Raw genomic sequence first — 17,705 nt, 5'->3', positions numbered from 1 at the left:
CCGCGCAATGGCGACGCCCAGGAAGAGCGCCAGCAACGCCAGCGCGCCCTGCTGCAGCTGCTGGAGCTGGAAAAGGTCACGGTGGACGACATCATGATCCCGCGCAGCGAAGTCACCGGCATCGACCTGGACGACGAGCTGCCGCAGCTGATCGAGCAGCTGCGCGGCGTCAGCCATACCCGGCTGCCGGTGTACCGCGGCGACATCAACCAGATCCAGGGCATCGTGCACATGCGCCGCCTGGCCGTGCTGCTGACGCAGAACCGCCTGAGCCACGCCACCCTGCTGGCCTGCTGCCAACCGCCCTACTTCGTGCCCGAGGGCACGCCGCTGGCGACCCAGTTGGTGAACTTCCAGAAGGAAAAGCGCCGCCTCGGCCTGGTGGTCGACGAGTACGGCGACGTGCAGGGCATCGTCACCCTGGAAGACCTGCTGGACGAGATCATCGGCGACTTCAGCCATGTCGAAGGCGCCGGCAACCCGGACATCCTGCCCCAGGAAGACGGCTCGCAGATCATCGATGGCGCGGCCAGCATCCGCGAGATCAACAAGGCCCTGGGCTGGCACCTGCCCAGCGAGGGCCCCAAGACCCTCAACGGCCTGGTCACCGAGGCGCTGGAAACCATTCCGGACAGCCCGGTATGCCTGAAGATCGGCCCGTATCGCCTGGAAATCCTCGAATCCAGCGAGAACCGGGTAAAGAGCGTGCGCCTGTGGCAGACGCGCCTCAGGCCGAGCGAGTGATCAGCTCGGCCAGCCCCTCGCCCCACACCCGATAGCCCAGCGCCGACGGGTGATAACCGTCCCGCGCCAGATAGTCATCGGCAAACTGCAGCTCCAGCCGCGCGTACTGCGCCCGCTCCTGCGCGCTGATGCGGCGCAGCTCGGCATCCAGCAGTCCGGCGCGCAGCCCAAGCAGGCGGCGCAGCAGCCAGGGCAAGGCACTGAAGTGCTGGATCGGCGGCACCCCGGTGAATACCACGCGGCAGCCATGGGCCGTCATGCGCTGGCTCAGGCTCCGCAAGGCATTTTCCCAGCGGCTCAACGAGCTGAGATGGGTGGTGTCGTTGACGCCGAACACCAGCAGCACCAGGTCCGCCGGCTCGCTCAGGGCCAGCGGCAGCAGGCGCTCGCAGACCTCATTGGCGGTGATGCCGTTCTCGCCGCAGGCACGCCAGGCCACCGGGCGCTGCAGGCGCGCAGACAACGCCTGAGCCAGCTGCCCGGCCAACGCGACTTCCTGGGCTTCTACACCGACACCGGCCACCGTCGATTCACCGATCAGCAGCAGACGCAGCGGCTCACCGCCCTGCTCCGGCCCGGCCAGGCCGCTCTGCGCGCCCTCGGCGGGCGGCAGACGCAGCGCCGTGCGCCGGGTCCACAGGGCCTGCGGCAGGGCAATCGGTGCCAGGGCCAGCAGCAGCCCCCACCACAGCCCGGCGCGCAGGCAGCTCACAGCTCGACCTTGACCGCCTCGGACGCGCGCATGGCCTTGGCGCGCGCCGCCTCAATGCTCTCGTCGCGAGCCAAGGTCACGCCCATGCGCCGCTGGCCGCTGACCTCTGGCTTGCCGAACAGGCGCAGCGCGGTATCGGGCTCGGCCAGGGCCGCGCCGAGGTTGGCGAAGGCCACCTGGCGCGACTCGCCCTCGACCAGGATCACCGAGGAGGCGGACGGGCCGAACTGGCGAATGCTCGGGATCGGCAGGCCGAGAATGGCCCGTGCGTGCAGGGCGAACTCGGACAGGTCCTGGGAGATCAGGGTGACCAGGCCGGTGTCGTGGGGTCGCGGCGAGACTTCGCTGAACCACACCTGATCGCCTCTGACGAACAGCTCCACGCCGAACAGGCCGCGGCCACCGAGGGCCTCGGTAACCGCCAGCGCCACGCGCTCGGACGCGGCCAGGGCCTTGGCGCTCATCGCCTGGGGCTGCCAGGACTCGCGGTAGTCGCCCTTGACCTGACGGTGGCCAACCGGCGCGCAGAACGAGGTGCCGCCGATGTGGCGCACGGTGAGCAGGGTGATCTCGTAATCGAAGTCGATAAAGCCCTCGACGATCACCCGCCCCTTGCCGGCCCGCCCGCCTTCCTGGGCGTAATCCCAGGCAGCTCGCAGGTCGGCGTCGCTCTTCAGCACGCTCTGGCCCTTGCCGGAGGAGCTCATGATCGGCTTGACCACGCAGGGATAGCCGACCGCCTGCACCGCCTCGGCATAGGCCTCATAGGTATCGGCAAAGTGGTAGGGCGAGGTCGGCAGGCCCAGCTCTTCGGCGGCCAGGCGGCGGATGCCCTCGCGGTTCATGGTCAGCTTGGCGGCGCGCGCAGTAGGCACCACGGTGAAGCCTTCAGCCTCCAGCTCGACCAGGGTATCGGTGGCGATGGCCTCGATCTCCGGCACGATGTAGTGCGGTTTCTCCGCCTCGATCACCGCGCGCAGGGCGGCGCCGTCGAGCATGCTGATCACATGGCTGCGATGCGCCACCTGCATGGCCGGGGCGTCGGCGTAGCGGTCGACGGCGATCACCTCGCAGCCCAGGCGCTGCAGCTCGATCACCACTTCCTTGCCCAGCTCGCCGGAGCCACAGAGCAGGACGCGGGTCGCGGTAGGCGACAAGGGGGTACCGATACGGGGCATGCGGATGTCCTCGGAGAAGGGAGAAAGGGAATCAGGGGCGTTCCGGCTGCTGCAGGAACTGCCCGGCGGCGCGGGTGCGCTCGATGCAGTGCTGCAGCACTTCACGGCGCTCGTCGTTGCTCATGCGGCCCCAGCGGGTGATCTCGTCCGCCGTGCGCTGGCAACCGATGCAGATGTCGTGGTCGTCCAGCGCGCAGACACTGACGCAGGGCGACTTGACCGGGCGCTCTTCGCTCACGCGTCGTCCTCGACCAGGTCGCGAGCGTAGCGCTGGGCGTTGTGCACGTAATGGGCGGCACTGCCTTCGAGCATCTTCTTCTGCTGCTCGGTGAGCTCGCGCACCACCTTGCCCGGGCTGCCCATCACCAGGCTGCCGTCGGGGATGACCTTGCCCTCGGGGATCAGGCTGTTGGCGCCGATGATGCAGTACTTGCCGATTTTGGCGCCGTTGAGGATCACCGCGTTGATGCCGATCAGGCTGTAATCGTCCACCGTGCAGCCGTGCATCATCACGTTATGGCCGACGGTGACGCCCGTGCCGAGGGTCAGCGGGAAGCCCATGTCGGTGTGCATCACGGTGCCGTCCTGCACGTTGCTGTTCTCGCCGATATGGATCAGTTCGTTGTCACCGCGCAGCACGGCGCCGAACCAGACGCTGGCGCCTTTTTCCAAGCGCACCTTGCCGACCACTGCCGCGGTCGGGGCGATCCAGCTTTCCGGGTGGGCCTCCACGCGGGCATCGCCCAGGCGGTATTTCATTGGTAGCTCCTCACAGGCGGATGATCTTTACCGAGGGCTGCGGCGGCTGCTCCAGGTCGATGCCGGCGTCGAACGCGACATTCAGCAGCTCGACGATCATCACCGCCGTCAGGCCCCAGATCTTGTAGTTGTCGTAGTGGTAGCAGGGCACGTACCAGCTGCGCCCTTCGTAATCGATACGGTGGGTGACCTCGCGCGGGGTCTCGAGGAAGAAGCGCAACGGCACGGCGAACACCGCGGCGATCTCGCTGTCGTTGGGGCGGTACTCGACGTAGTCCGGCACCACGCCGACCCAGGGCGTGACGCGGATGCCGAAGCGCGACACCAACGGGCTGAGCGGACCGACCATCTCCACCAGGCCGGGCGGCAGGCCGACTTCTTCCTCTGCCTCGCGCAGGGCGGTAAAGGCCAGGTCGGGATCGGTGGCATCGCGGCGGCCGCCGGGGAAGGCGACTTCGCCACCGTGGGTGGACAGGCCGCTGGCGCGCAGGGTCAGCACCAGTTCCGGATCGTCGCTGCGGGTCAGCGGCACCAGCACGGCCGCCTCGGGGTGGCGCTGGTCGGTCTCCAGGATGCGCGGACTGTGGTCGCGCACGCGCTGCAGGAGCTCGTCGAGCATGATTGTTCTCGGTTCTTCTCGTCTGCCGGGCATCATGGCATGAAGGCGTCTCCCGCGCATCATCGCACCGGCTTGCCGCCGCGATGCTTCTGGCGCCAACATGGGCGATGACCCAGGAGAAACCGGCATGAAATTCTGCAGCCAGTGCGGCGGTTCGGTGGAGCAGCGCATCCCCACGGGCGACAACCGCCTGCGCTTCGTCTGCCCGCAGTGCGAGACCATCCACTACCAGAACCCGCGCATCGTCGCCGGTTGCCTGCCGGTGTGGGGCGAGCAGGTGCTACTGTGCCGCCGCGCCATCGAGCCGCGCCGTGGCTACTGGACGCTGCCGGCCGGCTTCATGGAGAACGGCGAGACCATGGCCGAGGCGGCCATGCGCGAGACCGACGAGGAGGCCTGCGCGCGAGTGCGCGACCTGCACCTCTATACCCTGTTCGACCTGCCGCACATCAGCCAGCTCTATGTGTTCTTCCGCGCCGAGCTGGTCGATCTGGACTTCTGCGCCGGTGAAGAGAGCCTGGAAGTACAGCTGTTCCACGAGCGCGATATCCCCTGGAACGAGCTAGCCTTCCCTACGGTCGGACGTACTCTGGAATGCTATTTCGCCGACCGTCGCGATCAGCTTTTTCCGGTGCGCAACGAGGGGCTGGCTCCGCTCCGCCCTCGTTAGTAACCACTCACCCGAAGGGAGCATTGCCATGGACACCAGCAACCACCACAGCCTGCGCACCCTGTTCGAACAGCTCGGCCTGCCGTCCAGCAACGAGGAGATCGCCGCCTTCATCCGCGACCATCAGCTGTCCAACGGCGAGAAGCTGGCCAAGGCGCCGTTCTGGACCGAGGCCCAGGCCAACTTCCTCGCCGAATCGCTCAAGGGCGATTCCGACTGGGCGATCCAGGTCGACGAACTGGCCGTGTCACTGACCCAGAAGCCCTGACACAGGCAGGTGCAGCAGGCTGGCCGCCATCGCCGGGTCATCCGCGTCGGTTACCAGCAGCAGATCGCCCGCCTCATCCAGCGCAATGCCTTCCACTTTCCAGCGCCCCTCCAGCTCGGCCAGGCGGCGCACCCGGCCGTCACGCTCCACCAGCCCGATCACGGCGCCCAGGCAGGCACCGTCGTTGTAGCTGTCCGCCGTGTTCTCCGCCGCGGCGCTGAATAGCCAGCGCCCGTCGGCCAGCGCCGCGCCATCGGTAAAGCCCAGGGCCACGCCACCCAGCTCGCCGAGTTCGACCGGCTGGATGATCGGCGGCGTGGGCAGCGGGCCCTCGCCCCGCAGCCAGTCACGCAGCTCGGCCCAGCGGTAGCGCACGGCGGCGTTGGCCGCCTGGCCCTGGTTGCCGCGTTGCAGCAGCAGGAAATCCTCGCCGAGCAGGAAGCCGCCCTCGATATTCAGGTCGCTGAAGTGCTGGTGCAGCGGCTGGTACAACGGCGTCAGATCGATCTGCCGCGGCAGCGCGCCCTCCTCCAGCCCCAGCAGCACCGCGCGCTGGCGATTGGCCTTGGAGCCGGAGCCCAGCGCCAGCAGCGCACCCTGGGCGTGGCCGGGCAGCGCCGGCAGCAGGGCCAGCGCCTCCAGGTCCGGCTTGGCCGCCTTGCGCTCGGCCTTCGGCGCCGGCAGCTCGCCCCCGAACAGGCGAACCAGCCGGCCGGGGCCTTCGTCCGCGAGACTGAACAGGCCCAGGTGCAGCTCGTCGTCGGCCACCACATACAGGCGCTCGCCGACCCGCACCAGCGCACTGGCCGCGCTCAGATGCGCCTGGCCGCGGGGATGGTCGGCCGGGTCGAGGACCAGGGCTCGCAACAGCTTGGGTCGGGGCATTGCCTACTCCTGGGCGGATTGTTCCGAGGGGCTGATCCTACCCAGCCCACCATCCGACTGGCGAGGATTGAACATCATCCACGGCATAGGCAGACTCTCGCGCTATAACACCTGAATCATCAGGGCCAACACTGAAATACCTCGGAACATCGCAATGCGCTGGTTGCTCGCCTTACTCTGCATTACCTCCATCGGCCTCGCCCAAGCCTCCACCGCTCCGACTCTGCGCGGCAAGGCGATCGACAAGGTGCTGGTGGTCAAATCCGAGCGCAAGCTGCACCTGATGGGGCGCGGCGAGGTGCTCAAGTCCTATCGCATCTCGCTCGGCAAGGTGCCCGACGGCGCCAAGGTGCGCGAAGGCGACCTGAAGACGCCGGAAGGCTTCTACTGGATCGACTGGCGCAAGACCAGCGACAAGTACAACCTGTCCATGCACATCTCCTACCCCAACGCCCGCGACGCGGCCAACGCGCGCAAGAAAGGCGTGTCGGCCGGCGGCATGATCATGATCCACGGCACCCCGCTGGACGACGAGTACCCGGAGTGGTTCTTCAGCACGCTGGACTGGACCGAGGGCTGCATTGCCATGCGCAATGCCGACATCCGCGAGGTGTGGGATCTGGTGAAGGACGGCACGCTGATCGAGATTCGCCCCTGAGGATCTGCTGCGCCTAGCCCGCTAAAGACCCGAATTCTGCAAGGCGCCCCAGTGGCGCCTTTTTCATGCCCGCCGATCAAAATTTGCTCAATGTTAATTTGCGCGATAAATTGTTGCGCAGATATCGAGTGGAGGCCCCACCATGAAACAGCCGCAATCCTGCGCCGCCCTGCAACTGGACAACCAGCTGTGCTTCGCCCTGCATTCCACCTCGCTGCTGATGACCAAGGCCTACAAGCCGATGCTGCAGAGCATCGGCCTGACCTACCCGCAGTACCTGGCCATGCTGGTGCTGTGGGAAGGCGACGGCATCACCGTCGGGGACATCAGCGCGCGCCTGCTGACCGATCCCGGCTCGCTGACACCGCTGCTCAAGCGCCTGGAAGCCGAGGGCTTCATCACCCGCACCCGCAGCAGCGCAGACGAGCGCGTGGTGGAGCTGCGCCTGACCGAGCATGGCCGCTCCCTGCAGCAGCAGGCCGAGCAGTTTCCCGCCTGCATCCTCGAAGCCAGCGGCCTGACCCTGGAACAGATCGGCGCCCTCAAGGACCAGATAGTCGCCCTGCGCGACCAGTTGCAGCAGTCGCTCTGACCTTTTTACGCCACCCGCACCCGGGTGGCGCCTCGTTTTCCCGCCTTCCGCCGCTCTAGCCCGCGCTTATTCCAGAAGAGCAGATAGCTCAGATGGAAAACTTCTAAAAATTATCTTGCGCGCAAAATTAAATGCGACTAACTTCTGCCTCACGCACTTACTTAGCGCGCAAAATTTTAGACAGCAAAACAACTGGAGACATCGCCATGCAAACCATCAAAGCCCTCTACACCGCCACCGCTACCGCCACCGGAGGCCGCGACGGCCGTGCCGTTTCCTCCGACGGTTTCCTCGACGTCAAGCTCACCACCCCCCGTGAACTGGGCGGCCAGGGCGGCGAAGCCACCAACCCGGAACAGCTGTTCGCCGCCGGCTACTCGGCCTGCTTCATCGGTGCCCTGAAGTTCGTCGCCAGCCAGAAGAAGCAAGCCTTCCCGGCCGACGCCTCGATCACCGGCAAGGTCGGCATCGGCCAGATCCCTGGCGGCTTCGGTCTGGAAGTGGAGCTGACCATCAGCCTGCCGGGCATCGAGCGCGCCGTCGCCGAAGAACTGGTCGCCGCCGCCCACCAGGTCTGCCCGTACTCCAACGCCACCCGCGGCAACATCGACGTACGCCTGATCGTGGCCTGAGCCAGCCAGACAAGAGGAGAAAACCGATGAAAACCCGCCGCATGTTTGCCAGCGCGCTCGCCGCGCTGGCCCTGATCACCACCTCGGCGAGCTTCGCCGAACAACCGGTCAGCCAGCAGTACCGTTACGGCCAGCAGCTGGATGTGGCGGAGGTGATCAGCCTGCAGGAAGCCACCAGCGCCGGCTGCAGCGTGGTCGAGGCACAGATGATCTACCGTGACTCGACGGGTGAATTGCAGTCCGTCACCTACCTCAAGCAAGCCGACAACTGCCACAACCAGGGCTGAGGCCCTGGTTGTCCCAATCCCCCGAATCGCCAGGAGAATCATGATGAACATCAAGCAACTCGTTGGAAGCGGCCTGCTCGCCCTGGCCGTTGGAAACGCCTTCGCCGCCGGCAGCCCCGGCGTAGAACACAACACCCAGGCCTTCCTCCAGGCCCTGGAAGCCGGCGGCGGCAAGCCGCTGGAAACCCTCAGCCCGCAAGACGCCCGCGCCGTGCTGGTTGGTGCCCAGGCCTCGGTCAAGGTCGATCTGTCCGGCGTGAGCGTGGCCGAGAAAACCATTCAGGCCGGCGGCCAGTCGATCCCGCTGACCATCGTCCGCCCCGAAGGCGCCAAGGGTGATCTGCCGGTATTCATGTTCTTCCACGGCGGCGGCTGGGTGCTCGGCGACTATCCGACCCATGCCCGTCTGATCCGCGACCTGGTGGTGAACTCCGGCGCCGTGGCCGTCTACGTCGGCTACACGCCGTCGCCGGAAGCCAAATATCCGACCGCCATCGATCAGGCCTACGCGGCGACCCAGTGGGTCGGTGAGCACGGTAAGGACATCCAGGTCGACAGCTCGCGCCTGGCGGTGGCCGGCAACAGCGTCGGCGGCAATATGGCCGCGGTGGTCGCACTGAAAGCCAAGGAAGCCGGTACGCCCAAGCTGCGCTTCCAGCTGCTGCTGTGGCCGGTGACCGATGCCAGCTTCGAGACGGCCTCCTACAACCAGTTCGCCCAAGGCCACTTCCTGACCAAGCCGATGATGCAATGGTTCTGGGACAGCTACACCACCGACCCGAAGCAGCGCGCCGAACGCTTCGCCTCGCCGCTGCGCGCCTCTGCCGAACAGCTGAAAGGCCTGCCGCCGACGCTGATCCAGACCGCCGAGTTCGACGTGCTGCGTGACGAAGGTGAGGCCTATGCACGCAAGCTGGACGCCGCCGGCGTGACGGTCACCGCCGTGCGTTACAACGGCATGATCCACGACTACGGCCTGCTCAACCCGCTGGCCCATGTCCCGGCCGTGCAAGCCGCCATGCGCCAGGCCGGCGCCGAGCTGAAGCAGCACCTGCAGTAACGGCAGGCGGAAAGAAGAAGCCCCGGCAGTGCCGGGGCTTCTTCTATTTATAAGCGCAGATCAGAACTGCAGGTCGGACAGGCGCCACACATCGAAGGCGGGGGTCTCGTAGGGATGGGCCTTCTTCATGGCCTTGACCACGTCGTGGATCAGCTCGTCGGCCACCACCATCTCCACCTTCCACTCCGCCACTTCCTCGCTGTGGCCCGGCTGGCCGATAAAGGGGTTGCTGCCCTCCAGCGGGCGGAACTGACCCTTGCCCAGAGTCTGCCAGCAGCAGCTGTCGTAATGTCCAATGCGTCCTGCACCCGCCGCGAATGTCGCGACCTTCACTTCTTCCAGATGGCTTTCCGGCACATAGAAACAGAATTTGTACATCCAGCCCCTCCGAGCATCGACGAATACCGCGACCCGAGAGCCGCACTGCCAAGGCAATAATGGCATTTTGCCTCATCACCCGCACGTGGCCTAGTTCGCAACTGTGCATTGGAGTCCGTCGCAGGCGAATCGTCCATTTACTGCCTAGAGCCTTTGGCCATAAAACGCAGCGACTTAATCACCCTTGGCGAAACGTCGCCAGCGCGCCTTCAGGCCTTGCGCCGGTGGGCTGTGGCTGCCATCGCAATAGGGCATGCGCCGCGACTGCCCGCAGCGACAGAGCAGCACGAACTGCTGGCGCACGGGTTCGAGCAGCAGCCCTTCGGCGCAGCCTGGAGAACAGTCGGGAAGCACGGGCGAGCGCCCGCAGCGGCACAGCAGATGAGTCTCGCCAGGGTTGACCTGACGGACTTCGGGGAGCAGGAAAGGGTCGGGCTCGGCCATAGGTCGCGAAATCCGTAGCCCGGATGCAATCCGGGATGAGTCTCGAACACCGCCCCGGATTTGATCCGGGCTACCAGCCCCCCGCTCTCGCGGGCACCCTCTCCCATGAATGGAAGAGGGTCATCGGAAGAGCCTTCGGCTTGCTGTTAATCCACCCAGACGCGGGCGTTGCGGAACATGCGCATCCAGCCGCCGTCTTCCTGCCACTCGTCCGGGCGCCAGGAGTTCTGCACGGCGCGGAACACCCGCTCCGGGTGCGGCATCATGATGGTCACGCGGCCGTCGCGGCTGCACAGACCGGTGATGCCGCGCGGCGAGCCGTTCGGGTTGGCCGGGTAGTTCTCGGTGACCTTGCCGTGGTTGTCGATAAAGCGCAGGGCCACGGTGCCGGACAGATCGGCCTCCAGCAGCGCCTCCTCGCTCTCGAACTCGGCATGGCCTTCACCGTGGGCGATGGCGATCGGCAGGCGCGAACCGGCCATGCCCTGCAGGAAGATCGAGGCCGACTCCTGCACCTGGACCATGGCCACGCGGGCCTCGAACTGCTCCGAGCGGTTGCGCACGAAGTGCGGCCAGAACTCGGTGCCCGGAATCAGCTCATGCAGGTTGCTCATCATCTGGCAGCCGTTGCACACGCCGAGGGCGAAGCTGTCCTTGCGCGCGAAGAAGGCAGCGAAGCCATCGCGGGCGCGGCTGTTGAACAGCACCGACTTGGCCCAGCCCTCGCCGGCACCGAGCACGTCGCCGTAGGAGAAGCCACCGCAGGCCACCAGGCCCTTGAACTGCTCCAGGCTGACGCGGCCGCTGAGGATGTCGCTCATATGCACGTCCACCGCGGCGAAACCGGCGCGGTCGAAGGCGGCGGCCATCTCCACCTGGCCGTTGACGCCCTGCTCACGCAGGATTGCCACCGGCGGGCGCACACCCTTCTTGATGTAGGGCGCGCTGATGTCCTGATTGACGTCGAAGCTCAGTTTGGTCGACAGGCCCGGATTGTCCTCGTCGAGGATCAGATCGAATTCCTGCTCGGCACCCTGGGCGTTGTCGCGCAGGCGCTGGATCTGGTAGCTGGTCTCGGCCCACTGGCGCTGCAGCATGCGGCGCTCGCCGCCGAATACCGGCTCGCCGTTGAAGCTGATGGCCACGTCGCTGCCGTTGACCGGCTGGCCGATCACCGCCACGCAGTCGTCGAGACCGGCGGCGCTGAACTGGGCGAGGACTTCCGGAGTGGCGTCCTGGCGCACCTGGATCACCGCACCCAGCTCCTCGTTGAACAGCACGGCGGCCAGTTCGGAGGCCTCGTCGGCCAGGCCGTCTAGGAACAGGTTGAGGCCGCAGTGGCCGGCGAAGGCCATTTCCAGGGCGGTGGTCAGCAGGCCACCGTCGGAACGGTCGTGGTAGGCCAGGATATGGCCGTCGGCGTTGAGGCCCTGGATCACCGCGAAGAAGGCCTTGAGGTCTTCGGCGTCGTCGACGTCCGGCACGGCCTGGCCGAGCTTGGCGTAGGTCTGCGCCAGGATCGAGCCGCCCATGCGGTTCTGCCCGCGGCCGAGGTCGATCAGGATCAGGTCGGTCTCGCCCTTGTCCAGACGCAACTGCGGGGTCAGGGTCTGGCGAATGTCGGCGACCGGAGCGAAGCCGGTGATCACCAGCGACAGCGGCGAGGTCACGCTCTTGTCGACGCCCTCGTCCTGCCAGCGGGTCTTCATGGACATGGAGTCCTTGCCCACCGGGATGGTAATGCCGAGCGCCGGGCACAGCTCCATGCCGACCGCCTTCACGGTGTCGTACAGGCGCGCGTCCTCGCCCGGGTGGCCGGCGGCGGCCATCCAGTTGGCGGACAGCTTGATGTCGGAAATTTTCTCGATGCGCGAGGCCGCCAGGTTGGTGATGGTCTCGCCCACTGCCATGCGGCCCGACGCAGGAGCATCGAGCAGGGCCAGCGGGGTGCGCTCGCCCATGGCCATGGCCTCGCCGGTATAGACGTCGAAGCTGGTGGCGGTCACGGCGCAGTCGGCCACCGGCACCTGCCACGGGCCGACCATCTGGTCGCGAGCGACCAGGCCGGTGATGGTGCGGTCGCCGATGGTGATCAGGAAGCTCTTGCTGGCCACGGCCGGGTGGTGCAGCACGCGGCTCACGGCCTCGTCGATGTCGACGCTGGAGGCGGCGAAGTCATCACCCTGCTCCGCCTCGCGGGTCACGCTGCGGTGCATGCGCGGCGGCTTGCCCAGCAGCACGTTGAGCGGCATATCCACCGGCTTGTTGCCGAAGTGGCTGTCGGACACGGTCAGGTGCGGCTCGGCAATGGCCTCGCCGACCACCGCGAACGGGCAGCGCTCGCGCTCGCAGATGGCCTTGAAGCGCTCGAAGTCGGCGGCGTCCACGCTCATCACGTAGCGTTCCTGGGACTCGTTGCACCAGATTTCCAGCGGGGCCATGCCCGGCTCGTCGTTCGGCACGGCGCGCAGCTCGAAGCGACCGCCACGGCCGCCGTCGTTGATCAGTTCCGGCAGGGCGTTGGAGATGCCACCGGCGCCAACGTCGTGGATGAACTTGATCGGGTTGTCGGCACCCAGCTGCCAGCAGCGGTCGATGACTTCCTGGCAACGGCGCTCCATTTCCGGGTTGTCGCGCTGTACCGAGGCGAAGTCCAGGTCGGCGGAGCTGGCACCGGTGGCCATGGACGAGGCCGCGCCGCCGCCCAGGCCGATGAGCATGGCCGGGCCGCCGAGCACGATCAGCTTGGCGCCGACCGAGATCTCGCCCTTCTGCACATGGTCTTCACGGATGTTGCCCATGCCGCCGGCGAGCATGATCGGCTTGTGATAGCCGCGCACTTCTTCGCCACGCGGCGAGTTCACGGCCTGCTCGAAGGTGCGGAAGTAGCCGTTCAGGGCCGGACGGCCGAATTCGTTGTTGAACGCGGCGCCGCCCAGCGGGCCCTCGATCATGATGTCCAGGGCGGTGACGATGCGCTCGGGCTTGCCGTAGGGCTTCTCCCAGGGCTGCACGAAACCGGGGATGTTCAGGTTGGACACGGTGAAGCCGGTCAGGCCGGCCTTGGGCTTGGCGCCGCGGCCGGTGGCGCCCTCGTCGCGGATCTCGCCGCCGGAGCCGGTGGAGGCGCCGGGGAACGGGGCGATGGCGGTCGGGTGGTTGTGGGTTTCCACCTTCATCAGGATATGCACCGGCTCGACGGTGGCACCGTATTCGCGGGTATCCGGATTGGGGAAGAAGCGCCCGGCCGTGTGGCCGACGATGACCGAGGCGTTGTCCTTGTAGGCGGACAGCACGCCATCGCTGTGCATCTGGTAGGTGTTCTTGATCATGCCGAACAGCGACTTGTCCTGGCTCTCGCCATCGATGTCCCAGCTGGCGTTGAAGATCTTGTGGCGGCAATGCTCGGAGTTGGCCTGGGCGAACATCATCAGTTCGACGTCGTGCGGATTGCGGCCCAGCTCGGTGAAGCTCTTCACCAGGTAGTCGATCTCGTCTTCGGCCAGGGCCAGGCCCAGCTGCACGTTGGCCTGTTCCAGGGCGGCGCGGCCACCACCCAGGATGTCCACGGCGGTCAGCGGCTTGGGCTGAGCGTGGCTGAACAGGCCGGCGGCCTCTTCCAGGGTGCTCAGCACCAGCTGGGTCATGCGGTCGTGCAGCAGGGCGGCGGCGGCCTGGACATCGGCCTCGCTCAGCTCGCCGCTGACGTAGTAGGCCACACCGCGCTCCAGGCGCTCGATCTTGGCCAGACCGCAGTTGCGGGCGATGTCGCTGGCCTTGCTCGACCAGGGCGAGATGGTGCCGAAGCGCGGAATGGTCAGGAACAGCTTGCCGCTGGGCTCCTGCACCGGAACGCTCGGGCCGTACTTCAGCAGCCGGGCCAGCACCTGCTCTTCATCGGCGGTAAGTACCCCGGTGACTTCGGCAAAATGCGCGAACTCGGCGTACAACCCGGTCACGGCGGGGACCCTGGCGGTCAGTTGCGAAAGCAGTTTGCCGTGACGGAAGGCGGAAAGAGCGGGCGCGCCGCGCAGGATCAACATGGAGAACAGCCTCTGAGAAGGGGGTGTACTTCGAACCTGCCACGGGCCCCCGGGAGCAGGTTCTTTGAGGCCGTGCATTCTAGCCTAAAGCACCCGCCGACGGCACCCTGAGCGCACAGGGTGCGGCGCATCTAGCAGAGCGCCGAAAGACTGTCGAGATATGGCACCCGTTGGGCTTTGCGTATACTGCGCCGATGTTTGCCCACATTGTGTTGCGCATCCGCACGACCGCCTGCTTGTTGGCGACCGCGATCCTCCTGCTGCTCGCGGGCTGCGACGGCTCTGCCGCCAAGCAGCCCAGCACCCTCGAGCGGGTACAGGAGGACGGCGTGCTTCGCGTGATCACCCGCAACAGCCCGACGACCTACTTCCAGGATCGTGCCGGCGAGACCGGTTTCGAGTACGAGCTGGCCAAGCGCTTCGCCGACAACCTGGGCGTGGAGCTTAAGGTCGAGACCGCCGACAACCTCGACGACCTGTTCACCCGCCTCAACCAGGCCAACGGCCCGGTCCTGGCCGCCGCCGGCCTGGTCGCCAGCGAGGGGCGCAAGGCCCAGGCCAACTTCTCCCGCGCCTACCTGGATGTAACCCCGCAGATCATCTATCGCGACGGCCAGCGCCGCCCCAGCCGCCCCGAGGAGCTGATCGGCCGGCGCATCTTGGTGCTCAAGGGCAGCAGCCACGCCGAACAGCTGGCAGAACTGAAGAAGGCCCTGCCCGAGCTGCAGTACGAGGAGTCCGCCGATGTCGAGGTGGTCGACCTGCTGCGCATGGTCGACGAGGGCCAGGTCGACCTGACCCTGGTCGACTCCAACGAACTGGCGATGAACCAGGTGTACTTCCCCAACGTGCGCGTCGCCTTCGACCTCGGCCAGGCGCGCAGCCTGGGCTGGGCGGTGGCCGCCGGCGAGGACGACAGCCTGTTGCGTGAGGCCAACCATTTCCTCGCCCTGGTCGAGGAAAACGGCAGCCTGCAGCGCCTCAAGGAGCGCTACTACGGCCATGTCGACGTACTCGGCTATGTCGGCGCCTACACCTTCGCCAAGCACCTGCAGCAGCGCCTGCCGCGCTACGAGCAACAGTTCAAGCAGGCCGCGGAGAAGCACAAAGTGGATTGGCGCCTGCTGGCCGCCATCGGCTATCAGGAGTCCCTGTGGACCGCCGACGCCACCTCCAAGACCGGCGTGCGCGGCCTGATGATGCTGACCCAGGCCACCGCCCAGGCCATGGGCGTGGTCAATCGCCTGGATCCCAAGCAGAGCATCGCCGGCGGCGCCAAGTACTTCACCCTGGTGCACAGCGGCCTGACCGAAGACATGAGCGAGCCGGACCGCACCTGGTTCGCCCTGGCCGCCTACAACATCGGCATCGCCCACCTGTCGGACGCCCGCAAGCTGGCCCAGGCCGAGGGCCTCAACCCGAACAAGTGGCTGGACGTGCAGAAGATGCTGCCGCGCCTGTCGCAGAAGCGCTGGTACAGCAAGACCCGCTACGGCTACGCCCGCGGCGGCGAGACCGTGCACTTCGTGCGCAACGTGCGGCGCTACTACGACATCCTCAACTGGGTGACCCAGCCGCAGCTGGAAGGCACCCGCGTCGCCGAGAGCGGCCTACACGTGCCGGGCGTGAACAAGACGATTCCCAAGGAAGAGCCGACTCAGCTGTAGCCCGGATGCAATCCGGGGCGTGACTCGGGATCTGGCGTTACGGCTCGCGAGGTCGAAGCAGGTCGCCGCGCTTCCCGGATTGCATCCGGGCTACCGATCGCCGCCGCGCCGTGCCTTGAAGAAGGCACTGAGCATTTCCCCGCATTCCTGCGCCAGCAGCCCGCCCTCGATCAGCACGCGATGGTTGAGGAAGTCCTGGGTGAAGAACTGGCCGCGACTGACCGCCACCCCGGCCTTGGGCTCGGTGGTGCCGTAGGCCACCCGGGCGATACGCGAATGCACGATCAGCCCGGCGCACATGCTGCAGGGCTCCAGGGTGACGTACAGGGTGCTGCCGGGCAGGCGGTAGTTCTGCACGGCCTGGGCGGCGGCGCGGATCGCCACCATTTCCGCGTGGGCGCTGGGGTCGGAGGTGCTGATCGGGCAGTTGAAGCCGCTGCCGATCACCTCACCGTCCTGCACCAGCACCGCGCCCACCGGCACCTCGCCTCTTTCCGCTCCCTCTGCGGCCAACGCCAATGCCTCGCGCATAAAGCGCTCGTCCTGGCTGCGGTCGATGATCTTCGGTTGGCGCATCAGACCACCTCGATGGCGGCCATCAGGCCGGTTTCCATGTGATCGATCACATGGCAGTGGAACATCCACACCCCTGGATTATCGGCGACGAAGGCGATGCGCGCCGTCTCGTTCTTGCCCAGCAGGTAGGTGTCGGTGAAGTACGGCACGATGTCCTTGCGGTCCGAATCCAGCACCTTGAAGCTCATGCCGTGCAGGTGGATGGGGTGCTGGTACTGGGCCATGTTGCGCAGCACGAAGATGTAATGGCTGTCCTTCTTCAGGCTGGCGATCGGACGGTCGGCGCAGGCCTTGTCACTGATATCCCAGGCCTGGCCGTTGATCTGCCAGTAGCGATAGCTGCCGCCGCGCTGCACATCGCCGGAGAGCATGGCCGCCCACTCGAAGTTGAAGCGCAGGGTCTCGGCGCGGCTCAGGTCCGGCTCGCGCACCGGGTTGGCCGGCAGCGCCGGCGGCCAGTTGCCCGGCGCCTCGCCGCTGGCAATGCTCCTGATGGTCGCCAGGCGCAGCGGCCCGTTGCGCAGCGGCAGCTCCTGGCCCGCCGCCGGCACCTTGAGCGCCAGATCGATGCGCATGCCAGGTCCCAGCCAGTAGTCCTTGCCCAGTGGCCGCGGCTTGATCGGATTGCCGTCCAGCGCATAGATGCGCGCCTCGCCGCCCGGCAGGTTGAGGCGATAGGTGATGGTGCTGTCGACGTTGATCAGGCGCAGGCGCACCACTTGCCCGGCCGGCAGCTCGATGGTCGGATTCGGCTGGCCGTTGATGGTCGACAGGCGTCCCCGGGTGCCCTCGCGGGCCGCCTGGCGTGGCACCAGGAAGTGGGTGAAGGCGCCCTGCTCGTCCACGTGCCAGGTCTTCAGGCACAGGGTGCGCTCGTGAACGAAGCCGCTCGGCTCACGCTCCTCGACGATCAGCGGACCGACCAGGCCGCGGCCCAGCTGCTCGGTGCTGGAGGTGTGCGGGTGATACCAGTAGCTGCCGGCGTCCGGGCAGATGAAGTCGTAGTCGAAGTACTCGCCCGGCCTGACCGGTAGCTGCGAGACATAAGGCACGCCGTCCATGTCCAGCGGCAGGCGGATGCCGTGCCAGTGGATGGTGGTGTCGACGTCCAGCCTGTTGATGAAGCGCACCCGCAGGCGCTCGCCCTGTTTGCAGCGCAACTCCAGGCCGGGGGCCTGGCCGCCATAGGCCCAGGCCGGGGTCTGGTGGCCCGGCACCAGCTCCAGGTCAAGCGGCGCGGCGATCAGCTCGTAGTCGTGGGTCGCCACGTTCTCCGGGCGCCCCAGCCAGTAGCGCACGCCACCGGCGCCGAGACCGGCGACGCCCAGCCCCGCCAGGCCGGCAAGTATCTGTCTGCGGGTAAACGACATGCGCCGACGACTCCTGAGAATGCGGGCCGACTACCTGGCCCTGAAACGACATAGTTTCTCATTAACTGCAGGCGCTGTGTGCGGGCAACGTTATGGGACGCGCGGCCGATTGCCGCAACTCTCGGCGCAGGCCACGGGTCTACCGGCAAATCCCAAGAGGAGC

19 protein-coding genes and 1 pseudogene are annotated in these 17,705 nt (G+C 66.8%); 9 read left to right on the top strand and 11 right to left on the bottom strand.

Features of this window, described 5'->3' with window-relative positions:
* Positions 1-36 precede the first annotated feature (36 nt).
* Positions 37-744, top strand: a pseudogene (locus FFS62_RS01945) (transporter associated domain-containing protein); the annotation flags it as partial.
* Here the strand turns inward: FFS62_RS01945 and FFS62_RS01940 are convergent.
* Genes FFS62_RS01940 through FFS62_RS01920 form a run of 5 tightly spaced genes read right to left on the bottom strand, consistent with a single transcriptional unit; the run spans position 728 to position 4,012 of the window.
* Positions 728-1,456: an SGNH/GDSL hydrolase family protein gene (locus FFS62_RS01940; protein WP_256662100.1), complete on the bottom strand. Its 729-nt coding sequence runs from the start codon at positions 1,454-1,456 to the stop codon at positions 728-730. The pseudogene FFS62_RS01945 and the gene FFS62_RS01940 sit on opposite strands and share 17 nt — an antisense overlap.
* Positions 1,453-2,634, bottom strand: coding sequence for a formate-dependent phosphoribosylglycinamide formyltransferase (gene purT, locus FFS62_RS01935; protein WP_137971126.1), 1,182 nt, complete (start codon positions 2,632-2,634; stop codon positions 1,453-1,455). The genes FFS62_RS01940 and purT overlap by 4 nt, the downstream gene beginning before the upstream one ends.
* Before the next feature lie 31 nt (positions 2,635-2,665).
* The gene (locus FFS62_RS01930; protein WP_137971125.1) at positions 2,666-2,872 is read right to left on the bottom strand and encodes a DUF1289 domain-containing protein; all 207 of its coding nucleotides are present in this window, start codon (positions 2,870-2,872) and stop codon (positions 2,666-2,668) included.
* Positions 2,869-3,393 carry a gamma carbonic anhydrase family protein gene (locus FFS62_RS01925; RefSeq protein WP_137971124.1) on the bottom strand — a complete coding sequence of 175 codons (525 nt, stop codon included), beginning with the start codon at positions 3,391-3,393 and terminating at the stop codon, positions 2,869-2,871. Before FFS62_RS01925 ends, FFS62_RS01930 begins: the two co-directional genes overlap by 4 nt.
* Before the next feature lie 10 nt (positions 3,394-3,403).
* Positions 3,404-4,012 (bottom strand): CoA pyrophosphatase, encoded by a 609-nt coding sequence (locus FFS62_RS01920; protein ID WP_137971123.1) that lies wholly within the window; start codon positions 4,010-4,012, stop codon positions 3,404-3,406.
* A gap of 127 nt (positions 4,013-4,139) precedes the next feature.
* Between FFS62_RS01920 and FFS62_RS01915 the strand changes: the two genes are divergently transcribed.
* Together FFS62_RS01915 and FFS62_RS01910 are read left to right on the top strand one after the other, a co-directional pair.
* Positions 4,140-4,682 carry an NUDIX hydrolase gene (locus FFS62_RS01915; protein ID WP_137971122.1) on the top strand — a complete coding sequence of 181 codons (543 nt, stop codon included), beginning with the start codon at positions 4,140-4,142 and terminating at the stop codon, positions 4,680-4,682.
* Positions 4,683-4,710: 28 nt separating this feature from the next.
* On the top strand, positions 4,711-4,950 hold the full coding sequence (locus FFS62_RS01910; protein WP_137971121.1) for a DUF2789 domain-containing protein: 240 nt from the start codon (positions 4,711-4,713) through the stop codon (positions 4,948-4,950).
* On the opposite strand, the gene FFS62_RS01905 is transcribed toward FFS62_RS01910, so the two are convergent.
* Entirely contained in the window at positions 4,930-5,835 is a 906-nt protein-coding gene (locus FFS62_RS01905) for a hypothetical protein (protein WP_218569264.1), read from the bottom strand. The two genes, FFS62_RS01910 and FFS62_RS01905, sit on opposite strands and share 21 nt — an antisense overlap.
* 154 nt (positions 5,836-5,989) lie before the next feature.
* Here FFS62_RS01905 and FFS62_RS01900 point away from each other — a divergent pair, with 154 nt between their 5' ends.
* The 5 genes from FFS62_RS01900 to FFS62_RS01880 all read left to right on the top strand — a co-directional run bounded on the left by FFS62_RS01900 (position 5,990) and on the right by FFS62_RS01880 (position 9,064).
* Positions 5,990-6,493, top strand: coding sequence for a murein L,D-transpeptidase family protein (locus FFS62_RS01900; protein ID WP_137971120.1), 504 nt, complete (start codon positions 5,990-5,992; stop codon positions 6,491-6,493).
* A gap of 142 nt (positions 6,494-6,635) precedes the next feature.
* The gene (locus tag FFS62_RS01895; RefSeq protein WP_137971119.1) at positions 6,636-7,085 is read left to right on the top strand and encodes a MarR family winged helix-turn-helix transcriptional regulator; all 450 of its coding nucleotides are present in this window, start codon (positions 6,636-6,638) and stop codon (positions 7,083-7,085) included.
* Positions 7,086-7,291: 206 nt separating this feature from the next.
* A complete protein-coding gene (locus tag FFS62_RS01890; protein ID WP_137971118.1) occupies positions 7,292-7,717 on the top strand; it encodes an organic hydroperoxide resistance protein in 426 nt (141 codons plus the stop codon).
* Positions 7,718-7,743: 26 nt separating this feature from the next.
* Positions 7,744-8,004, top strand: a complete 261-nt coding sequence (locus FFS62_RS01885; RefSeq protein WP_137971117.1) for a DUF2790 domain-containing protein — start codon at positions 7,744-7,746, stop codon at positions 8,002-8,004.
* Positions 8,005-8,044: 40 nt separating this feature from the next.
* Entirely contained in the window at positions 8,045-9,064 is a 1,020-nt protein-coding gene (locus tag FFS62_RS01880) for an alpha/beta hydrolase (protein WP_371920093.1), read from the top strand.
* A gap of 60 nt (positions 9,065-9,124) precedes the next feature.
* Here FFS62_RS01880 and FFS62_RS01875 read toward each other — a convergent pair whose 3' ends face one another.
* The 3 genes from FFS62_RS01875 to purL all read right to left on the bottom strand — a co-directional run bounded on the left by FFS62_RS01875 (position 9,125) and on the right by purL (position 13,929).
* Positions 9,125-9,442, bottom strand: coding sequence for a YqfO family protein (locus FFS62_RS01875; protein ID WP_137971115.1), 318 nt, complete (start codon positions 9,440-9,442; stop codon positions 9,125-9,127).
* Between the two features lie 174 nt (positions 9,443-9,616).
* On the bottom strand, positions 9,617-9,886 hold the full coding sequence (locus FFS62_RS01870) for a CDGSH iron-sulfur domain-containing protein (protein WP_137971114.1): 270 nt from the start codon (positions 9,884-9,886) through the stop codon (positions 9,617-9,619).
* A gap of 146 nt (positions 9,887-10,032) precedes the next feature.
* Positions 10,033-13,929 carry a phosphoribosylformylglycinamidine synthase gene (purL, locus tag FFS62_RS01865; RefSeq protein WP_137971113.1) on the bottom strand — a complete coding sequence of 1,299 codons (3,897 nt, stop codon included), beginning with the start codon at positions 13,927-13,929 and terminating at the stop codon, positions 10,033-10,035.
* A gap of 194 nt (positions 13,930-14,123) precedes the next feature.
* On the opposite strand from purL, the gene mltF reads away from it, so the two are divergent.
* On the top strand, positions 14,124-15,596 hold the full coding sequence (mltF, locus tag FFS62_RS01860) for a membrane-bound lytic murein transglycosylase MltF (RefSeq protein ID WP_137971112.1): 1,473 nt from the start codon (positions 14,124-14,126) through the stop codon (positions 15,594-15,596).
* A 90-nt stretch (positions 15,597-15,686) separates the two neighbouring features.
* On the opposite strand, the gene tadA is transcribed toward mltF, so the two are convergent.
* Together tadA and FFS62_RS01850 are read right to left on the bottom strand one after the other, a co-directional pair.
* Positions 15,687-16,172 (bottom strand): tRNA adenosine(34) deaminase TadA, encoded by a 486-nt coding sequence (tadA, locus tag FFS62_RS01855; protein WP_137971111.1) that lies wholly within the window; start codon positions 16,170-16,172, stop codon positions 15,687-15,689.
* On the bottom strand, positions 16,172-17,542 hold the full coding sequence (locus FFS62_RS01850; RefSeq protein WP_137971110.1) for a multicopper oxidase family protein: 1,371 nt from the start codon (positions 17,540-17,542) through the stop codon (positions 16,172-16,174). The genes tadA and FFS62_RS01850 overlap by 1 nt, the downstream gene beginning before the upstream one ends.
* Positions 17,543-17,705: the final 163 nt, after the last annotated feature.

This window comes from Pseudomonas sp. F(2018), assembly GCF_005508865.1.
Taxonomy (GTDB): domain Bacteria; phylum Pseudomonadota; class Gammaproteobacteria; order Pseudomonadales; family Pseudomonadaceae; genus Aquipseudomonas.
The sequence above is the reverse complement of the archived record's forward strand: the minus strand, read 5'-3'. Positions and strand labels throughout refer to the sequence as shown.